The sequence below is a fragment of the Streptomyces sp. NPDC031132 genome, from assembly GCF_055570595.1.
Genome location: NZ_JBVIGX010000026.1, coordinates 93,353 through 111,378 on the forward strand (window position 1 = coordinate 93,353; position 18,026 = coordinate 111,378).

The following is an 18,026-nucleotide window of genomic DNA, read 5'->3' on the forward strand; positions in this document are numbered from 1 at the left end:
CTCAGTCTGCCAGCAGGGGCTCCGCGAGCGGTTCGACGAGGCCCGCGCGCCAGCGGGGGGCCGGGTCCTGGCCGGGGCTGGTCCAGTACTCGCGCGCGCCGACGATCTCTCCGTCCTGGACGGTCCACAGGGACACGGCGCGGTAGACCACGTGCTCCTGGGGGATCTCGACCTCGGTGACGACGAGGTCGCCGTCCGCGAGGATGCGCAGGAGTTTGACGGATCTCTCGTCCGTATACGCCTCGTCGCTGTTCACGGCGATGAAGTTGTCCCGGCCGACGATGCGTTCGCCGCTGACGGGCCATTCGATGACTGCGTCTTCGGCGATGAGGCGGGACACGGCGGGCCAGTCGCGGGCGTCGATTCGCTCCCACAGTCGGGTTATTACGGTGAGCGGCTCCATGGGGGGCAGTGTGCGGCGGGGTCGGCGGGGGCAACAAGCCTTGCCCGCAGGATTATTGACCTCGACACAATCCGTACGGCGGCCGCCCGCCGCCCCGCATCACGCGTCGGCCAGCAGCGTGTCCAGGGCCTTCGTGAGGCGGTCCAGGACCTCGACCGTTTCCGCGAACGCGACCTCGCCCAGTTCATCGGCCAGGCGGGCGGCCAAGGCGGCGTGGGCCGGGGTGATGCGGGCGACCGCGGCGCGGCCCTCCTCCGTCGGGCGGAGCAGTTTCGCGCGGCGGTGGGCCGGGTTCGGGACGTACTCCGCGAGGCCCTTGGCCGCCAGCAGGTCCGCGATGCGCTGGACGCTCTGCCGGGTGATGCCCATGACCCGGGCGATGCCCGCCACCGGCAGGGGCTCCTGGAGCACCGCGCCGAGCACCTGCCACCAGGCCGCGGTCAGCCCGGCCGGCCGGGCCAGTTCCTCCGAGAGCGCGAGGAACCGGCCGTTCAGCCCGAACACTCCGAGCGCGGTGCGGCTCAGCAGGTCCTGTCGGGCCCGTACCGACGCAGCAGGAGGCGGAGAATCAGGCATCGCCGCGCTCCGCAGCCGCCATCAGCACCGGGAACGCGCTCGCGTCCGAGTCGTGGAACAGGCGGTACCAGGCGTCCAGGACGTCCGGCTCGTAGACGTCCAGCCGGGCGAAGACCTCCCGGGCGAAGGCCACCGGCTCCGTCGGGCCGGCCGTGATCAGGTCGCCGTCCGTCACCGCGTCGGCCTCGACGTACCGCTCGGCGCCCGCGTACCCCGGCTGGTGCGCCAGGTAGACGGCGGCCGCGCTGGTGTGGTCGTGCGCGTCGAGCACGCCTTCCCGGGCGAGACCTGCCGTGGCCCCGCAGATCGCGGCGACCGGGACCCCGGCCGCCAGGAACTCGCGCGCCTTCGCCGCGAAGGGGGCCAGGTCGTCGCCGGAGTCCCAGAGCGAGGCGCCGGACAGGATGAGGAGCGAGGAGTCCTCGGGGGAGAGGTCCGCCAGGGCCAGGTCGGGCTGGATGCGGACGCCGCCCATGGTGGTGACCGGCGCTCCGGCGGCGAAGCCGACCGTACGGACCTGGTGACCGCGCTGGGCCAGATGTGCCGTGGTGTGCCCGGTCTCCCAGTCCGCGTACGTGTCGTAGACCGCCAGATGGACCGGCTTGGTGGTGGGAGTGGTCATCTCGTCGCCTCCTCCGTCTGCACTTCATCGGATATGACAGTAGGCTGCCATATCGACAGCATGCTGTCAATCGAGGCTGTCCATCGATGCGGCCAATCAGTGCTGTCAATCAATGCCTTCCGTGCAGGTACGAGCAGACATGTGCAGACAGACTGCCGAGACCCGGCCCCCACCCGCAGACAGTCCGCCGATATCCCTTCCCACCTGCGCACTTTTAGCGTGGCCGCATGACCCCTCACTCCGCCCCCGACGCCTCCGGCACCTCCCGCGCCGACGGCGCGGCCGTCAAGGCCGCCGACCGCGCCCACGTCTTCCACTCCTGGTCCGCCCAGGCCCTGATCGACCCGCTCGCCGTCGCCGGGGCCGAGGGGTCGTACTTCTGGGACTACGACGGCAACCGCTTCCTCGACTTCTCCTCCCAGCTCGTGAACACCAACATCGGTCACCAGCACCCCAAGGTCGTCGCCGCGATCCAGGAGCAGGCCGCCCGGCTCTGCACCCTCGCGCCCGGCTTCGCCGTCGACGTCCGCTCCGAGGCCGCACGCCTCATCGCCGAGCGGACCCCGGGCGACCTGGACAAGGTCTTCTTCACCAACGGCGGCGCCGAGGCCGTCGAGAACGCCGTACGGATGGCCCGGCTGCACACCGGCCGCCAGAAGGTGCTCTCGACGTACCGCTCGTACCACGGGGCCACCGCCGCCGCGATCAACCTGACCGGCGACCCGCGCCGCTGGCCCTCCGACACGGCCGCGGCCGGGGTCGTGCACTTCTGGGGCCCGTTCCTCTACCGCTCGCCGTTCCACGCCACCACCGAGGCCGAGGAGTGCGAGCGCGCCCTCGCGCACCTCGCCGACACGATCGCCTTCGAGGGTCCGGCGACCATCGCCGCGATCATCCTGGAGAGCGTGCCCGGCACCGCCGGGATCATGACCCCGCCGGCCGGCTACCTCGCGGGCGTACGCGAGCTCTGCGACCGCCACGGCATCGTCTTCATCCTCGACGAGGTCATGTCCGGCTTCGGCCGGACCGGCAAGTGGTTCGCCGCCCAGCACTGGGACGTCACCCCTGACCTGATCACCTTCGCCAAGGGCGTGAACAGCGGGTACGTACCGCTCGGCGGAGTCGCCATCTCGGCCGCCATCGCCGAGACGTTCGCCACGCGCCCCTACCCCGGCGGCCTGACGTACTCCGGCCACCCCCTGGCCTGCGCGGCCGCCGTGGCGACGATCAACGCCATGGAGGAGGAGGGCGTCGTCGATCACGCCGCCCACCTCGGCGAGAACGTGATCGGCCCGGCGCTCGCCGAGATCGCCGAGCGGCACCCGTCGGTCGGCGAGGTCCGCGGCCTGGGCGCCTTCTGGGCGCTGGAGCTCGTACGGGACAAGGAGACGCGCGAGCCGCTCGTCCCGTACAACGCGGCCGGCGCCGACAACGCGCCGATGGCCGAATTCGCGGCGGCCTGCAAGGCCTCCGGCCTGTGGCCCTTCGTGAACATGAACCGGACGCACGTCGTCCCGCCCTGCACCGTCACGGAGGCCGAGGCCAAGGAGGGTCTGGCCCTGCTGGACGAGGCGCTGACGGTCGCGGACCGGCACACCACGTCCGCGTGATCGGCGGCAGCTGACCGGCAACGGTCCGCGAACGGTCCGCGTTCGATCGGTTTCAGCCGCGCTGCCTGGCCTAAGGTGTCCGAAGTTCACTTAAGGAGACGGACCCTTATGCCAGGCAGCGGCGCTGTCACCCGCAACACACTTCGCCGGCAGATCGCGGACGCGCTGCGTGACGAGGTGCTCGCGGGACGCCTGCCACCGGGCACCGAGTTCACGGTCAAGCAGATCGCCGAGCAGTACGAGGTCTCCGCGACCCCCGTACGCGAGGCACTCGTCGACCTCGCGGCCCAGGGGCTGCTGGAATCGGTCCAGCACCGGGGTTTCCGCGTGCGCGTCTACACCGTGGACGACTACCGGGGGATGATCGAGGCCCGTACGCTCATCGTGGACGGGATCTTCCGGCGGCTCGTCGAGCGCGGCACCGCGCCCGGCTCCGGCGAAATGCTGGTGTCGGTGCGCCGTCGTGCCGAGGAGGCGTGCCGGGCCGCGCAGAGCGGCTCGCTCGAAGTGCTGATCGGCTACGACCTGCGCTTCTGGAGGGAGCTGAGCGGGCTGGTCGGCAACACGTACATCTCGGAGTTCCTGCACAGCATCCGGGTGCAGTGCTGGGTCTTCGCGGTACCGCACCTGAAGGCGGCTCCGGATCTCCACACCGGACTGTGGTCCGGGCACAACGAACTGGTCGACGCGGTGACCCGCGCCGACGCCGACGAGGTACGCAGCCTCGTGTACGCGTACAACCAGCACGGGCTGGACTGGGCCGCGGGCCTGAAGACGGTCGGCGCATGAGCGGCGTGAGCGGCATCAGCGCCGGCACCGACGCGAACGGCACCGACGCGAACGGCACCCACGCGACCGGCACCGAAGCGGCCCCGGCCTGGCTGGGCTCCGTCGGGCTCTCCGTGGTCATCCCCGCCCACGACGACGAGCACCGGATCGGAGCGACCCTCGACGCCGTCCGCGAGCACCTCGACGCCCGCCTCGGCACCGGACCCGGCGACTGGGAGCTCCTCGTCGTCGACGACGGCTCCGCCGACGCCACGGCCGCCGTCGTCGAGGCCGCGGCCGCCGACGAGCCCCGGATCCGGCTGGTCCGCTCCGAGGACCACCGCGGCAGGGGCGCCGCGCTGCGCGCCGGCGTACTGGCCTGCGCCGGGGAGCGGGTGCTGCTGACCGACGCCGGGCTCAGGACGCCCCTGGCCGAGCTGGACCGGCTGGAGCAGGCCCTCGGCCGGGAGAGCCGGGAGAACCAGGAGGCCCGGGAGGACCAGGAGCACCAGAGCGGCGGCGAGCCCCCTGCCGCCGCCCTCGGCCGGACGGGAAACCGCCTGGTCCGCGCCCTGGGCATCCCCGGGATACCCGGCTTCCGCTCCGACACCTGCGGCTTCGCGCTCTTCGACGGTGACCGGGCGCGCGCCGCCTTCGGCGCCTGCGTCCTCGACGGCCCGGCCGTCGACGCCGAGGTGCTGCGCCGGGTGCGCCGCCAGGGCTGGCACGTGGCCGAGGTGCCCGTGCGCCGCGCTGCGCAGCCGGCGGCGAAGCCCACGTCCATGTCCACACCCACGTCCAAGCCCAAGGCCCGCCGGACCCCCGGTGACCGGCGCCGCGCGCTCGTGGAGCTGTTCAGGCTGAACGCCGGCGGCCTCGCCGTCGCCGCCGTCTTCCTCCTGCTCTCCGCGTACGTTTTCCACGGCCTGTGGGCGGACCTCGACGGCCGCTACCTCAAGGACGCGCTCCAGGACCAGAACCAGTGGGAGTGGTTCGTCGGCGTCGCCACCGACAACATCGCCCACCTGCGCAATCCGCTCTTCACCACCGCCCAGGGCATGCCCGACGGCGTGAACCTGATGGCCAACGCGACCATGCTCGGCCTGACCGTCCCGCTGATCCCGGTCACGCTGCTGTTCGGGGAGACCGTCACCTTCGCCCTGGTCCTCACGCTCGGCATGGCCGCCAGCGCCTGGACCTGGTACTGGCTGATCCGCCGCCGCTTCGTGCACAGCCGCTGGGCCGCCGCCGCGGGCGGGGCGCTCGCCGCGTTCGCGCCGCCGATGGTCTCGCACGCCAACGGCCATCCGAACTTCGTCGTCCTCTTCATGATCCCGCTGATCATCGACAGGGCACTGCGCCTGTGCGAGGGGCGAAACCAAGGTCGCAACGTGGTCCGGGACGGTGTCCTGCTCGGCCTGTTCGCGACATACCAGATCTTCCTGGGCGAGGAGCCGCTGCTCATCGCCGCGCTCGGCATGCTGGTCTTCTCGCTGGCGTACCTGCTGGTCGACCGCCGGCGCGCCCTCGAGGCCGCGCGGCCGCTGGGCCTCGGCCTGCTCATCGCCGCCGGCGTCTGCGTGCCGCTGCTGATCTTCCCGCTGTACTGGCAGTTCTTCGGCCCGCAGAGCTACCACTCGGTCCTGCACGGGGACAACGCCGGGAACAGCCCGCGCGCCTTGGTCGAGTACGCCGCCCGCTCCCTCTTCGGCAACGCCGAGACGGCGGACCGGCTCGCCATGAACACCACCGAGCAGAACGCCTTCTACGGCTGGCCCCTGCTGGCGTTCGGCGTGGCCGTGTGCGTGTGGATGTGGCGGCGTACGGTCGTCCGCGTGCTCGCGATCACCGGCGGCGTGGCGCTGCTGCTGTCGCTGGGGCCTTGGGTGCCCGTACCGCACACGGACGTCGTGCTGGCGGGGCCCTGGCGGCTGATGGCCGAGCTGCCGCTGTTCGAGTCGGTGATCGAGGGGCGCCTGGCGATGGTGTGCGCCCCCGTGCTGGGCGTGCTGCTGGCGCTCGCGCTGGACCGGATCGTACGGATGAGGACGCGCGAGCTGCGCACGCTCGGCCTGCTCGGAGTGGCGGCCGCGCTGATCCCGGTGCTGCCGCTGCCGCTGGCCGTACGGGAGCGGGCGCCCGTGCCGGCGTTCATCGCCTCGGGCGCGTGGAAGGGCTACGTCAAGAACGGCGAAGCACTCGTTCCGGTACCGCTGCCCGACCCGGGCCAGGCGGACGCGCTGCACTGGCAGGTCGAGGCCGACTTCGGCTTCCGGCTGGCCGGCGGCTACTTCAACGGCCCGTGGGGGCCCGACCGGATCGGCATCTACGGGGCCACCCCGCGGCACCTCTCGAACCTCCTGAGGGACGTCCGGTACGGGGCGCAGCCGCCGGAGATCACCCCCGAGTGGCGGGAGCAGGCCCGGCAGGACCTGGAGTTCTGGAAGGCGGGCGCGGTCGTGCTGCCGTTCCAGGAGAGGGAGGCCGAGCTGCGGAACATGATCAGCGAGCTGGTCGGGCGGCAGCCGGAGAAGGTGCAGGACGTATGGGTCTGGAGGGTGGGTCCGGGGCAGGTGTAGCGGGCGGCTCAGGCGCGGGTTCCGCCTGGTCGTGGCCCGTCTTGCGCCGCAGGTTCGCCAAGGGTTCCGCCCCAGGTTCTGCGCAGCCCTTCGCGGAGGGTGTTCGGCGCACTACGCTGGCCGGATCGGCGACAACGACTGATCGGAGCCCGCGTGGCCTGTGACCTGTGGCTGGTCCCCCTTGTCGACGTGCTGTGCCACAGCCCCGACAACCCCTTCGCGGAAGAGATCGCCTCGTACGACAAGGCGCTGGGCGAGGCGGGGCTGCCGTCCGTGCCCGTGTTCGCGTACATGCCGGGTCTGAGCGGGGACGTGGCCCCCGTCGCCGGCTTCGACTACGACGCCCTGCACTTCCTGCGGCGGGCCTACCTGCTGCAGATCTGCGGACTGCCGGTGACGCCGGTGGACGAGCTGGGCGGGGACTACGAGCAGCTGCTGGAGATGTTCGAGCCGACGGCGCAGCAGTCGCACCTGGTGTGGCACTACGACCACGCCGGGGCGTACGTGCCGGTGGACTTCGCGGTACCGCTGGCGAACGAGGAGCTGTTGGCCGGGGGCGGACCGCTGGGGTCGGCGCAGGGGTTGCTGCGGGAGCTGATGGTGGTGGCGCCGGCGATCGGGATCGACCCGGGGAATCCGCCGGTGGCGCCGGTGGCGCCGGGGCGGCCCACGTCGTTGGAGGAGCCGGCGGGGCCGATTCCTTATGACGAGAGTCCGTTTGCGCGGGAGCGGCACGTCTGGCTGGGGCTGCACGCGGCTGCGACGCGGAGCCTGGGGCAGGGCTCGATGATCATCTTCAGCTGAGCGCCGCCGCCTCGGCCGCCGGGGCGGGGTGCCGGGTTCCGCTGCGCGGAGCCTTCTCCCCGCCCCGCCGTTTCTCCGTGCCCCGGGGCCCCCGGCCCCGGACCCCGCGTCCGGGCGCGGCGCCGTTGCGGGGGCCGCTGCCCCGGGCCCCCGCGCCTCGAACGCCGGCGGGGCCGATTCTGCCGGGCCGGTCAGCGGGGCTGTTCCGGGGGGCGTTGGCGGGGCATGTTGGGGCGGGTGCCCGGGGGGAGGGGGAAGCGGGTCGGCGGGAGGCCCGCATCGGCCCGGGACGACGGGGCGCCGAGCGACTGCATCACCAGCGGCGCGGGGCCCGAGGAGAACTCCACCATCCACTCCGCGGTCTCGGAGCGCACCAGCTCCGTCACGTCCTCCGAGAAGCGACGCAGCACGGTGAGGCAGCGCTCCGCCGCCTCGCTCGCCGTGCCCTCCGTGGGGCCCAGGACCTCCCGTACGTTCTCCGAGGCCCAGTCGAACTGGAGCGTCTGGAGACGCCGCTGGACCGCCTGCGCCGTGGCGACGTCCCGCATCCAGCCCGAGGTCAGGCCGAAGAACCGGTCACAGGCCAGGCACGCCGCGGCCAGGAGCAGCGAGAGGTAGCCGTACGGCATCGCGCCCGAGGCGGATCCCGTCAGCTCCAGCAGCGGCATCGAGGCTCCGGCGATCGCCCCCGCCGCCGCGCCGACCCGCAGGATCCGAGCGCCCCGGCGCTTCCACGCCCGGTCGGACAGATACCACTCCGCGGTGCGCAGTGCATCGGCCTCGACCCGCCGGTAGAGCTCGTCCAGCCGCTCGGCCGGCTCGCCCCAGTCCCCGAGGGGGAACGGTCCGCCGGTCAGGTCGCCCGCCGCCATCGGTCCGCCGCCCTCCTCCCGGGAGTCCCGGGGTTCCCGGGGATCCCGGGGTGGCCCCTCGGGCTGCATCTCCGGCTGGCTCACCCGGCACTCCCTCTGCCTGCGCTGACGTGTGGTGGTGCGCGTGTGCGCAATGATGCGCATGCTCTTCCTACCTTCGAATGGCGGCCGATGGGCGACGAATCCCCGGTTTTCCGCCCGCAAGGAGGTCTCCATCAGGTACGCGCACGCCCCGTCTCTCACTCGAAAGAGTTGGTCCTCACGGCGTAGGGCGCGCCGCGCGGGGAGCACGTAGGCTCGGATTGACCAAGCTGCCCCAGTCTTGGACCGACGTGACGGAGTGAGTGACCTGTGATTCCCGGTGGTGGCCAGCCCAACATGCAGCAGCTGCTCCAGCAGGCCCAGAAGATGCAGCAGGACCTCGCCGCGGCCCAGGAAGCGCTTGCGCAGGCCGAGGTCGAGGGCCAGGCCGGCGGCGGCCTCGTGAAGGCGACCGTCACCGGTTCCGGTGAGCTGCGTGCACTGGTGATCGACCCGAAGGCGGTGGACCCGGCAGACACCGAAACCCTCGCCGACCTGGTCGTCGCGGCGGTCCAGGCGGCCAACGAGAACGCCCAGGCGCTCCAGCAGGAGAAGCTGGGCCCGCTGGCCCAGGGCCTGGGCGGCGGCAGCGGCATCCCCGGTCTCCCGTTCTAATCCGACTCCCCCCACCCCTACCGAAAGAAGGCAGTCCGTGTACGAAGGCGTGGTCCAGGACCTGATCGACGAACTGGGCAGGCTGCCCGGCGTCGGGCCCAAGAGCGCGCAGCGGATCGCCTTCCACATCCTGCAGGCCGAGCCCACCGACGTCCGCCGCCTCGCGCACGCGCTGCTCGAGGTGAAGGACAAGGTCCGGTTCTGCGCCGTGTGCGGGAACGTGGCGCAGGAGGAGCGGTGCAACATCTGCCGCGATCCGCGCCGCGACACCACGGTCATCTGCGTGGTCGAGGAGCCGAAGGACGTCGTCGCGATCGAGCGGACCCGCGAGTTCCGGGGCAGGTACCACGTCCTCGGCGGCGCGATCAGCCCGATCGAGGGCGTCGGCCCGGACGACCTGCGCATCCGCGAGCTGCTGGCGCGCCTCGCGGACGGCGAGGTGACCGAGCTGATCCTCGCCACCGACCCGAACCTGGAGGGCGAGGCGACCGCCACGTACCTCGCCCGCATGATCAAGCCCATGGGCCTGAAGGTCACCCGCCTGGCCAGCGGGCTCCCCGTCGGGGGAGATCTGGAGTACGCGGACGAGGTCACGCTGGGGCGGGCCTTTGAAGGAAGGCGACTTCTCGATGTCTGACGCAACGCTGCACGCCCTGGGTCAGGATCCGGACGACTTCGCCGTCCAGATCGCGGACCAGATCGAGTCCTTCATCGTCGCGGTCACCGAGGTGGCCAAGGGCGAGGACCCGGACAGCGCGGTGCCCTTCCTCCTCCTGGAGGTGTCCCAGCTGCTGCTGGCGGGCGGCCGGCTGGGCGCGTACCAGGACGTCCTGCCCGACGAGCGCTACGAGCCCGACCTCGGCCCGGAGCCGGACGTGGAGGAGCTGCGCGAGCGGTTCGCCTACATGCTGGAGCCGGTCGACGTGTACTCCGAGGTCTTCGACCCCTACGAGCCGCGCAAGGCCCCGGTCGCGCACCGGATCTCCGACGACGTGGCCGACGTGGTGGCGGACCTGCGGCACGGGCTGGGGCACTACCGCGCGGGCCGGACGACCGAGGCGCTGTGGTGGTGGCAGTTCTCGTACTTCACCAACTGGGGTCCGACGGCCTCGGCCACCCTGCGGGCCCTGCAGTCGCTGGTCGCGCACGTACGGCTGGACCAGCCGCTGGAGGCCCTGGACGGCCTGGACACCGACGAGGACCTGGCCGAGGACGACCTCGCCGAGCAGGCCGGACGGGTGATGGCCGAGGAAATCGGTGCCCGGCTGGGCGTGCACGGGAAGTAGGGCCACGGGAAGTGGGAAACCCCGTCGGGAACCGCCGAACGGGGAACCCGGGCTTTGATCTGTTCGTCTCATGATGTGGTACGAAGCGGTCGGATCACGGCCGCTCGTTACACTGCACCAGCAATGAGACGGACTGAGCGAGGAGCGCACGTGGGCCTTGTCGTGCAGAAGTACGGAGGCTCCTCCGTAGCCGATGCCGAAGGCATCAAGCGCGTCGCCAAGCGAATCGTGGACGCCAAGAAGAACGGCCACCAGGTGGTCGTCGTGGTATCCGCGATGGGCGACACGACGGACGAGCTGATCGATCTCGCCGAGCAGGTATCCCCGATGCCTGCCGGGCGCGAATTCGACATGCTGCTGACCGCCGGAGAGCGTATCTCCATGGCCCTGCTGGCCATGGCGATCAAAAACCTGGGCCACGAGGCCCAGTCGTTCACCGGTAGCCAGGCAGGCGTCATCACCGACTCGGTCCACAACAAAGCGCGCATCATCGATGTCACGCCGGGCCGGATCCGCACTGCGCTGGACGAGGGCAACATCGCCATCGTCGCCGGCTTCCAGGGCGTGTCGGCGGACAGCAAGGACATCACCACCCTCGGCCGGGGCGGCTCGGACACGACCGCCGTCGCGCTCGCCGCGGCGCTGGACGCCGAGGTCTGCGAGATCTACACCGACGTCGACGGCGTCTTCACCGCGGACCCCCGCGTCGTGAAGAAGGCCCGGAAGATCGACTGGATCTCGTCCGAGGACATGCTGGAGCTCGCCGCCTCCGGTTCCAAGGTGCTGCTGCACCGCTGTGTCGAGTACGCACGCCGATACAACATCCCGATCCACGTCCGCTCGTCCTTCTCGGGACTGCCGGGCACCTGGGTCAGCAACGAGAATCCGCAAGGGGACGAGCAGGTGGAGCACGCCATCATCTCCGGAGTCGCTCACGACGTCTCCGAAGCCAAGATCACGGTCGTCGGCGTCCCGGACAAGCCGGGCGAGGCCGCGGCGATCTTCCGCGCCATCGCGGACGCCGAGATCAACATCGACATGATCGTGCAGAACGTGTCCGCCGCGTCCACGGGCCTGACGGACATCTCCTTCACCCTCCCCAAGGCCGAGGGCCACAAGGCCATCGAGGCCCTGGAGAAGGCGAAGGGCAAGATCGGCTTCGACTCCCTGCGCTACGACGACCAGATCGGCAAGATCTCCCTGGTCGGCGCGGGCATGAAGACGAACCCGGGCGTCACCGCCTCGTTCTTCCAGGCGCTGTCCGACGCGGGCGTGAACATCGAGCTGATCTCGACCTCCGAGATCCGCATCTCGGTCGTGACCCGCCAGGACGACGTCAACGGGGCCGTCCGCGCCGTGCACACGGCCTTCGGCCTCGACTCCGACAGCGAGGAGGCCGTCGTCTACGGAGGCACCGGACGATGACCGCGACCCGGTCGACCCCGGCTCCGGCGCTCGCCGTGGTCGGGGCGACCGGAGCAGTCGGCTCCGTGGTGCTCCAGATCCTGTCCCAGCGGGCGGACATCTGGGGCGACATACGCCTGATCGCCTCCCCGCGCTCGGCCGGCCGCATGCTGGCCGTGCGCGGCGAGGAGAGCGAGGTGCTCGCCCTCACCGAGGACGCCTTCGACGGCTTCGGGCAGGGCGACGTGGTGCTGTTCCTGACCCCGGCCGAGGTCTCGGCCCGCTGGGCTCCCGTCGTCGTCACGCGTGGAGCCGTCGCCGTCGATCAGTCCGCGGCCTTCCGGGAGGACCCCGAGGTGCCGCTGGTGGTGCCCGAGGTCAATGCGCAGGCCGTACGGATGCGGCCGCGCGGGATCGTCGCGAGCCCGGACTGCGTCACCGCCTCGATGATCGCGGCCCTGGGTGCGCTGCACGCCGAGTACGCGCTGGCCGACCTGACCGTGTCTTCGTACCAGGCCGCGAGCGCGGCCGGCCGGGCCGGGTCCGAGGCGCTGCGCCGCCAGCTTTCGCTGGTCGCCGGGACCTCCCTGGGGGAGCACACCGGGGACGTGCGCCGTGCCGTGGGCGAGGACGCCGGCCCGTTCGCGGCCCCGCTCGCCCTGAACGTGGTCCCCTGGTCCGGTGAGCTCCGGGACGGCGGCTGGTCCTCGCACGAGCTGGCCGTACGGGCGCAGACCCGCCGGGTCCTGCACCTGGACGCGCTGCCGGTGGCGGTGACCTGCGTCCAGGTGCCCGTGCTGACCGGGCACTCGCTGAGCGTACGGGCGCGGTTCGAGGCCGAGGTGGACGCCTCGCACGCCCGGGAGATCCTGGAGGCCGCACCCGGCGTGGTCGTCGTGGACGACCCGGCGGCGGGGGAGTTCCCGACTCCGGTGGACGCGGCCGGGACGGATCCGGCATGGGTGGGGCGGCTGCGGGCTTCGCTCGACGATCCGCGCTCCCTCGAGTTCTTCGTGTGCGCCGACAATCTCCGCAACGGGGCCGCGCTGAATGCCGCTCAGATCGCGGAACTGATCGCTGGTGAATTCGCGTAATTCACTTTGTAGGATCAGTGCTGATCCCTTGATCAAGGTGATGGCCTGACTGCCGCCTGGGGACGGGCGGGGCAATCAGGAAGAGCGGGTACGCATGAGGGCAATGGGGATTTTGCTGGTGAGGCTGCCTCGCGCGTACAACCCTGGTAGGGGGACGCGTGTCCAACTGGCGTGGCAGAGGCACTTCTCGACTTCGCCGTCGTACCGGCGCGCAGCGCAATCAGTGCGCCGCGCCGGCGTTCCCGTGTGCCCGCGTCCGGTGGCTGCCCGGTGATCGTTCCCGTCCCGCAGTCCGCGGTACCGCCGATCGCTGCGCCCGCCGCCGTACCGACCCGGGGCGGCCGCGTGCCCGCGCCCCGCGATAGCGCGGAGGCCGCGGGGAGCGGGGAGGAGGCGTCCACCGCCGCCGAGCCGGTCGCCGCCGAGCCGGCCGTCGTCGTCGGCACCACGGTCGACCACCTCACCCAGACCTACCAGGCCCACTACCGCTCGCTGCTCGGCCTGGCCGCGCTGCTCCTCGACGACACCGCCTCCTGCGAGGACGTCGTCCAGGAGGCGTTCATCCGCGTCCACTCGGCCCGCAACCGGGTTCGCGATCGGGACAAGACACTGGCGTATCTGCGCCAGACCGTCGTCAACCTCTCGCGCTCCGCGCTGCGCCGCCGCATCCTCGGCCTCAAGCTGCTCTCCAAGCCGATGCCGGACATGGCCAGTGCCGAAGAGGGCGCGTACGACCAGCTGGAACGGGACGATCTCATCAAGGCGATGCGCGGACTCCAGCGGCGCCAGCGCGAGGTGCTGGTGCTGCGGTACTTCGCGGACATGACGGAGGCCCAGGTCGCCGAGACGCTCGGCGTCTCGCTCGGCTCGGTCAAGGCGTACGGATCGCGGGGCATTGCCGCGCTGCGGGTGGCGATGGAGGCTGCGCAGTCATGATGGACGACCACACTCCGCCGGGCGGCGCGGGCGAGGAGCAGGCGCTGCGGAGCCTGCTGCGCGGGGCCGTCGAGGGCCTGGAGCCCTCCGAGGGCGCGCTCGAGCGGCTGCGGTACGCCGTCCCCGTCCGCAGGACCCGCAAGCGGCAGGCCCTCGTCGGGGCGGCGGCGGCCGTGCTGCTGGCCGGGACGGCGATCCCGGCGGCCCTGCACCTGCACATCACCGGCGGCGAGGGCGGCACGGCCGACCACTCCGCCATGGCCGGGCACGGCGAGGAGCCCGGCGCCGCGGCGGGCGGAAGCACCTCCGACCCGCACCAGAACGGCTCGGGCTCCCCGTCCAAGTCCGCCGAGACCGCCGGCAAGGGCATGGAGACGGGCGGCGCGGGCGAGCACCGGGACCTGGAGTACGGAGGGTCCCCGACCGGCGGCGGTACGGCAGGACCGGACACCGCGGGAAGCTCGGCGGGCGCCTCGGCCGGCACCGGCCCGATGCCCCCCGCGGCGGCCACCGGACTGCCCGGCTGCAGCGCGGAGCAGCTCGGTGTGCAGGGCACTGCCAAGGCCCCGGAGGCCGACGGCAAGGTGTACGGCAGTTTCAAGGTCACCAACGTCTCGGCGCGCGGCTGTACCGTCACCGGCCCGGACACCGTGACCGCGGCCTCGGTGACGGCCTCGGCGCCCGGCCAGGGCTCGGGGGTCAGCGTGGTCGGCCACACGGAGGGGGATCCGGCGGCCGGACTGCCCGACCCCTCGGCGGAGGCGCCGCTGCTGCTGCTCCAGCCGCACACGGCGTACGAGGTCCGCTTCGCGTGGGTGCCCTCGGCGCAGTCCTGCCCGGCGGCCTCGCCCGACCCGGGGCCCAAGCCCCCGGTGGACGGCGCCCAGGACACCGGCCAGCGCACCTCGGGCGCCGCTGCGGCGGGCCCGGTGCCGGACAGCGGCGGTACCGCCCCGGACACCGGGGTCGAGGTGACCCACACGCCGAACACGGCGCTGCCGGGGGCGCCGACCACGCAGACGACGATCCCCGCCGCGTGCGGGGGAACGGTCTACCGGACGGGCGTCATTCCGCTGGACGCGCCGAAGCCGTAGCCGGGGCGGGCGTCGGTTGCCGTACGGCAGACTCCGGCAGCAGCCCCGCCTCGGCGTCGCGCAGGGTCTCCACCTCGCGGCGGTAGAGCCGGAACCACATGAACAGCACGAAGGCGGCGAAGACGAACCACTCGCCGGTGTAGCCGAGGTTCTGGAAGGCCTTCAGGTCGAGCCCGGTGTTGACCGGCGCCTGCGCGGGCACCGGGGTCAGCCCGTCCGCCGGGGTCTGCACCGTCAGCCAGGCGTCGTACAGCCCGTACGGAACGAGGTTGACCAGCGAGGCCGCCCCGATCACCCCGAGCTGCCCGGCCGGGAGCCCGCCCGAGGCGTACACGCCCTTGCTGCCGGCGCTCTCCGAGGCCTGCAGCGCGCCCGTCACCTCGACCCGCCCGGTCGGTGCGGCCGGAGCCCGCGCCGCGTCCGCAGCGCCCGGCAGCCAGCCCCGGACCACCGGGACGGCCTTGCCGGTGTCGGTCCGCAGCAGGGTCAGTACGTAGAAACCGGACTTCCCGTCGAGCCGCCGCTCGGGGACCAGCAGCTGGTCGGCGTACTCGCCGGAGACGGAGGCGAGGCGTCCGGAGGTCTTCTTGTCCACCGGGAGCAGCGAGTCCAGCGGTGCGGCCACCTGGTCGGCGGGGCGCGCCCCGGCCGCCTCCTTGTGGCTGTCGACGCGGTCCTCGAACCGGCCGAGCTGCCAGGTCCCCATGAACAGGCAGACGGGAACGGCGAGCGCGACGAAGACGTTGATCCCCCACCACCGCGGGGTCAGGAGAAACCGGTGCACCCCACCACCGTACGGGGGGTGCACCGGATCACCGGGGCCGGGGCCACGTCACGCCTTACTGCGGCAGGTGCTTCTGCACGAACTCCAGCTCCATCCGGACCTGCTTGATCCGCTCCTCCACGACGAGCGAGCCGTGCCCGGCGTCGTACCGGTACACCTCGTGCACCGCCCCGCGCGCCGCCAGCCGGTCGACGTAGTTCTCGATCTGCCGGATCGGGCAGCGCGGGTCGTTGACGCCCGCCGCGATGTGGACGGGAGCCTTCACCGCGTCGACGTACGTGAGCGGGGAGGACGCCTCGAACCGCTCCGGGACCTCCTCCGGCGTGCCGCCGAAGAGGGTGCGGTCGAAGGACTTCAGCGCCTCCATCTCGTCGTGGTACGCCGTGACGTAGTCGGCCACGGGTACGGCGGCCAGGCCCACGGCCCAGGCCTCGGGCTGCATGCCCAGGCCCAGCAGCGCCAGGTACCCGCCCCAGGAGCCGCCCGAGAGCACCAGGCGCGCCGGGTCGGCGAGGCCGGAGGCCACCACCCACTCCCGGACGGCCGTGACGTCCTCGAGCTCGATCAGGCCGACGCGGTGCTTGAGGGCGTCGGTCCACTCACGGCCGTACCCCGTCGAGCCCCGGTAGTTGACCCGGACCACCGCGAAGCCGTGGTCCAGCCAGGCCGCCGGGGTCGCCGCGAAGGAGTCGCTGTCGTGGTGGGTGGGCCCGCCGTGCACCTCGAAGATGGTCGGAAAGGGGCCGTCGCCGTGGCCCACGGGCCGCTGCGCCAGCGCGTGGATCCGCCCGCCGGGGCCGTCGACCCACACGTCCTCCACCGGCACCGAGCCGGGCGGCCGGAACCCCGGCGGGTCCAGGACGATCCCGCCCGCGGTGGACCGTACGGAGGAGGGCTCGGCCGCCGAGGACCACTGGTACTCGACCGTGCCGTCGGGCCGGGCCGTCGCGCCCGAGACCGTGCCGGGCGGGGTGTCCACCCTGGCGAGCTCCTGAGCGGCCAGGTCGTAGCGCCAGAGCTCGCTGCGCGCCTCGAAGCTGTGCGCGATCAGCAGGGCGGAGCCGTCCGGGTACCACTCGGCGCTCACATCGCCGGGCAGCTCGATCGCCAGGTCCTGCTCGGCGCCGGTGGCCACGTCCCACACCATCGGCTCCCAGCGGCCGCGCCGCTGGTGGCCGATCAGCAGCCGGGTGTCGCCGGCGACCGGCGCGAAGCCGAGCACCTCCAGGCCCAGCTCGACCGTGCCGCCGCGGGAGTCGTCGAGCTCGGCGACCGTGACGCCGTCGAGGGTGACCACGCGCAGGGCCGAGTGCATGGCGTCCCCGTGCTCGGTGTGCTCGATCGCGATCAGGGTGCCGTCGTAAGAGAGGTCGCCGACGCCGGCCGACTCCCGGTGCCGGTAGATCACCACGGGCTCGGCGGCGGGCCGCACCACGTGGATGGTCGAGCCGTCCTCGTCGGTGGAGCGGCCGACGACCGAGGTGCCGTCCCGCCCGATGGCGAGCCCACCGGGGTACGAGGGCTCCAGCCCGGGGGTGGCCGGCTCGTCGGGGCCGCCCGCGAAGGGCTGGCGCACCCAGGTGCCGAACTCGTCGCCGTCGGTGTCGGAGAACCACCAGATCCACTCGCCGTCGGGCGAGAGGGTTCCGTCGGTGGTCCCGTTGGGGCGGTCGGTGGCCTGCCGCTGCGTGCCGGTGGCGCGGTCCCAGGCGTAGAGCTCGTAAGTGCCGGTCGCGTTCGAGACGAAGAGCGAGCGGTCCGGTGCGTCCTCGGCCCAGTCGGGCAACCCGACGCGCGGCGCCCGGAAGCGCTTCTCCCAGTCCGGCATGGCCGTGTTGTCAGTCATACCCCTCATGTAACCCGATTGGCGCTGCCGGATGGTCGTGAAGGGCCGGAGGGGGCAGCGTGGGCGGGGTCCCACCCAGCCGTTTTCCAGTGAGGAGCGATCATGGCGAAGAAGCGCAAGGAGTCGACTCAGGAGAACCTTCGGTCGTCGGAGTCCGGGACCCCGCAGAAGCCGGCGCAGCTGATCGAGGACGTCCGACAGGCCCAGACGGAGGCCATGAAGGAAGACCGGATGCGCGAGCAGCGCCGTAAGGGCGGGCGCGGCTGATCCCGGTCCTCCGTCCCGGATGCCGCCTCCTCCGAACGGAGGGACAGTGGAGGGCGTAGGCCCTCCGGCGTGTCCCGAGGAGGAGTGATCATGGCCAGGAAGGCTCGTACCGGCACGGCGCAGGCCGCGGAGCGCGCGCACGAACGGGCGAAGAACACGGCGGCCGAGGCGCGCGCCAAGGCCGCGGTCAGAGACGTGCAGTCCGTCGCGGCGAAGACGAGGGGCATGCAGCAGAAGGCCCAGGCCAAGCGCGGCTGAGCCGCTGCCGTCGCCGTTGCCGATTCACCGGGCGTGGGGGGGGGGGGGGGGGGGGGGGGGGGGGGGGGGGGGGGGGGGGGGGGGGGGGGGGGGGGGGGGGGGGGGGGGGGGGGGGGGGGGGGGGGGG

General features: G+C 72.4%; 19 protein-coding genes. 13 read left to right on the top strand and 6 right to left on the bottom strand.

From position 1 onward, the window contains the following. Position 1: 1 nt before the first annotated feature. From ACZ49B_RS29405 to ACZ49B_RS29415, 3 genes are all read right to left on the bottom strand, one after another. The gene (locus ACZ49B_RS29405; RefSeq protein ID WP_468311615.1) at positions 2–403 is read right to left on the bottom strand and encodes a nuclear transport factor 2 family protein; all 402 of its coding nucleotides are present in this window, start codon (positions 401–403) and stop codon (positions 2–4) included. 99 nt (positions 404–502) lie between these two features. Further along, entirely contained in the window at positions 503–979 is a 477-nt protein-coding gene (locus tag ACZ49B_RS29410) for a MarR family winged helix-turn-helix transcriptional regulator (protein ID WP_468311617.1), read from the bottom strand. Next, on the bottom strand, positions 972–1,601 hold the full coding sequence (locus ACZ49B_RS29415; RefSeq protein WP_468311619.1) for a DJ-1/PfpI family protein: 630 nt from the start codon (positions 1,599–1,601) through the stop codon (positions 972–974). Before ACZ49B_RS29415 ends, ACZ49B_RS29410 begins: the two co-directional genes overlap by 8 nt. Positions 1,602–1,828: 227 nt before the next feature. Between ACZ49B_RS29415 and ACZ49B_RS29420 the strand changes: the two genes are divergently transcribed. From ACZ49B_RS29420 to ACZ49B_RS29435, 4 genes are all read left to right on the top strand, one after another. Continuing rightward, positions 1,829–3,211, top strand: coding sequence for an aminotransferase class III-fold pyridoxal phosphate-dependent enzyme (locus ACZ49B_RS29420; RefSeq protein ID WP_468311621.1), 1,383 nt, complete (start codon positions 1,829–1,831; stop codon positions 3,209–3,211). A 108-nt stretch (positions 3,212–3,319) separates the two neighbouring features. Next, positions 3,320–4,000 (top strand): GntR family transcriptional regulator, encoded by a 681-nt coding sequence (locus ACZ49B_RS29425; RefSeq protein ID WP_468311623.1) that lies wholly within the window; start codon positions 3,320–3,322, stop codon positions 3,998–4,000. Beyond that, on the top strand, positions 3,997–6,558 hold the full coding sequence (locus ACZ49B_RS29430) for a glycosyltransferase (RefSeq protein ID WP_468311624.1): 2,562 nt from the start codon (positions 3,997–3,999) through the stop codon (positions 6,556–6,558). The genes ACZ49B_RS29425 and ACZ49B_RS29430 overlap by 4 nt, the downstream gene beginning before the upstream one ends. Positions 6,559–6,711: 153 nt before the next feature. After that, positions 6,712–7,362 (top strand): hypothetical protein, encoded by a 651-nt coding sequence (locus ACZ49B_RS29435; protein ID WP_468311626.1) that lies wholly within the window; start codon positions 6,712–6,714, stop codon positions 7,360–7,362. 191 nt (positions 7,363–7,553) lie between these two features. Here the strand turns inward: ACZ49B_RS29435 and ACZ49B_RS29440 are convergent, their stop codons facing one another. Continuing rightward, positions 7,554–8,318 carry an SLATT domain-containing protein gene (locus ACZ49B_RS29440; RefSeq protein WP_468311628.1) on the bottom strand — a complete coding sequence of 255 codons (765 nt, stop codon included), beginning with the start codon at positions 8,316–8,318 and terminating at the stop codon, positions 7,554–7,556. A gap of 267 nt (positions 8,319–8,585) precedes the next feature. Here ACZ49B_RS29440 and ACZ49B_RS29445 point away from each other — a divergent pair, with 267 nt between their 5' ends. From ACZ49B_RS29445 to ACZ49B_RS29475, 7 genes are all read left to right on the top strand, one after another. Next, entirely contained in the window at positions 8,586–8,930 is a 345-nt protein-coding gene (locus ACZ49B_RS29445; protein WP_078621772.1) for a YbaB/EbfC family nucleoid-associated protein, read from the top strand. Between the two features lie 37 nt (positions 8,931–8,967). Further along, a complete protein-coding gene (recR, locus tag ACZ49B_RS29450; protein ID WP_030152816.1) occupies positions 8,968–9,567 on the top strand; it encodes a recombination mediator RecR in 600 nt (199 codons plus the stop codon). Next, positions 9,560–10,216: a DUF5063 domain-containing protein gene (locus ACZ49B_RS29455; RefSeq protein WP_266996116.1), complete on the top strand. Its 657-nt coding sequence runs from the start codon at positions 9,560–9,562 to the stop codon at positions 10,214–10,216. The genes recR and ACZ49B_RS29455 overlap by 8 nt, the downstream gene beginning before the upstream one ends. 150 nt (positions 10,217–10,366) lie before the next feature. Then, positions 10,367–11,641 carry an aspartate kinase gene (locus ACZ49B_RS29460; protein WP_468311631.1) on the top strand — a complete coding sequence of 425 codons (1,275 nt, stop codon included), beginning with the start codon at positions 10,367–10,369 and terminating at the stop codon, positions 11,639–11,641. Then, the gene (locus ACZ49B_RS29465; RefSeq protein WP_468311633.1) at positions 11,638–12,714 is read left to right on the top strand and encodes an aspartate-semialdehyde dehydrogenase; all 1,077 of its coding nucleotides are present in this window, start codon (positions 11,638–11,640) and stop codon (positions 12,712–12,714) included. The genes ACZ49B_RS29460 and ACZ49B_RS29465 overlap by 4 nt, the downstream gene beginning before the upstream one ends. 171 nt (positions 12,715–12,885) lie before the next feature. Next, positions 12,886–13,650, top strand: coding sequence for a SigE family RNA polymerase sigma factor (locus tag ACZ49B_RS29470; RefSeq protein WP_468311635.1), 765 nt, complete (start codon positions 12,886–12,888; stop codon positions 13,648–13,650). After that, complete coding sequence (locus ACZ49B_RS29475) at positions 13,647–14,744, top strand: hypothetical protein (protein WP_468311637.1); 1,098 nt, start codon at positions 13,647–13,649, stop codon at positions 14,742–14,744. The genes ACZ49B_RS29470 and ACZ49B_RS29475 overlap by 4 nt, the downstream gene beginning before the upstream one ends. Here the strand turns inward: ACZ49B_RS29475 and ACZ49B_RS29480 are convergent. Both ACZ49B_RS29480 and ACZ49B_RS29485 read right to left on the bottom strand, forming a co-directional pair. Further along, positions 14,716–15,528 carry an SURF1 family protein gene (locus ACZ49B_RS29480; RefSeq protein WP_468311639.1) on the bottom strand — a complete coding sequence of 271 codons (813 nt, stop codon included), beginning with the start codon at positions 15,526–15,528 and terminating at the stop codon, positions 14,716–14,718. The two genes, ACZ49B_RS29475 and ACZ49B_RS29480, sit on opposite strands and share 29 nt — an antisense overlap. Positions 15,529–15,583: 55 nt before the next feature. Next, the gene (locus ACZ49B_RS29485; RefSeq protein ID WP_468311641.1) at positions 15,584–17,374 is read right to left on the bottom strand and encodes a S9 family peptidase; all 1,791 of its coding nucleotides are present in this window, start codon (positions 17,372–17,374) and stop codon (positions 15,584–15,586) included. 102 nt (positions 17,375–17,476) lie between these two features. On the opposite strand from ACZ49B_RS29485, the gene ACZ49B_RS29490 reads away from it, so the two are divergent. Both ACZ49B_RS29490 and ACZ49B_RS29495 read left to right on the top strand, forming a co-directional pair. Then, on the top strand, positions 17,477–17,641 hold the full coding sequence (locus tag ACZ49B_RS29490) for a hypothetical protein (RefSeq protein WP_159047224.1): 165 nt from the start codon (positions 17,477–17,479) through the stop codon (positions 17,639–17,641). A gap of 90 nt (positions 17,642–17,731) precedes the next feature. Further along, positions 17,732–17,899 (top strand): hypothetical protein, encoded by a 168-nt coding sequence (locus tag ACZ49B_RS29495; RefSeq protein WP_158710036.1) that lies wholly within the window; start codon positions 17,732–17,734, stop codon positions 17,897–17,899. Positions 17,900–18,026 lie beyond the last annotated feature (127 nt).

What these genes read in the sequence shown, in the direction of transcription:
- ACZ49B_RS29405 (WP_468311615.1), bottom strand. Translation starts at nt 403, where the DNA reads ATGGAGCCGCTCACCGTAATAACCCGACTGTGGGAGCGAATCGACGCC.
- ACZ49B_RS29410 (WP_468311617.1), bottom strand. Translation starts at nt 979, where the DNA reads ATGCCTGATTCTCCGCCTCCTGCTGCGTCGGTACGGGCCCGACAGGAC.
- ACZ49B_RS29415 (WP_468311619.1), bottom strand. Translation starts at nt 1,601, where the DNA reads ATGACCACTCCCACCACCAAGCCGGTCCATCTGGCGGTCTACGACACG.
- ACZ49B_RS29420 (WP_468311621.1), top strand. Translation starts at nt 1,829, where the DNA reads ATGACCCCTCACTCCGCCCCCGACGCCTCCGGCACCTCCCGCGCCGAC.
- ACZ49B_RS29425 (WP_468311623.1), top strand. Translation starts at nt 3,320, where the DNA reads ATGCCAGGCAGCGGCGCTGTCACCCGCAACACACTTCGCCGGCAGATC.
- ACZ49B_RS29430 (WP_468311624.1), top strand. Translation starts at nt 3,997, where the DNA reads ATGAGCGGCGTGAGCGGCATCAGCGCCGGCACCGACGCGAACGGCACC.
- ACZ49B_RS29455 (WP_266996116.1), top strand. Translation starts at nt 9,560, where the DNA reads ATGTCTGACGCAACGCTGCACGCCCTGGGTCAGGATCCGGACGACTTC.
- ACZ49B_RS29465 (WP_468311633.1), top strand. Translation starts at nt 11,638, where the DNA reads ATGACCGCGACCCGGTCGACCCCGGCTCCGGCGCTCGCCGTGGTCGGG.
- ACZ49B_RS29475 (WP_468311637.1), top strand. Translation starts at nt 13,647, where the DNA reads ATGATGGACGACCACACTCCGCCGGGCGGCGCGGGCGAGGAGCAGGCG.
- ACZ49B_RS29485 (WP_468311641.1), bottom strand. Translation starts at nt 17,374, where the DNA reads ATGACTGACAACACGGCCATGCCGGACTGGGAGAAGCGCTTCCGGGCG.
- ACZ49B_RS29490 (WP_159047224.1), top strand. Translation starts at nt 17,477, where the DNA reads ATGGCGAAGAAGCGCAAGGAGTCGACTCAGGAGAACCTTCGGTCGTCG.
- ACZ49B_RS29495 (WP_158710036.1), top strand. Translation starts at nt 17,732, where the DNA reads ATGGCCAGGAAGGCTCGTACCGGCACGGCGCAGGCCGCGGAGCGCGCG.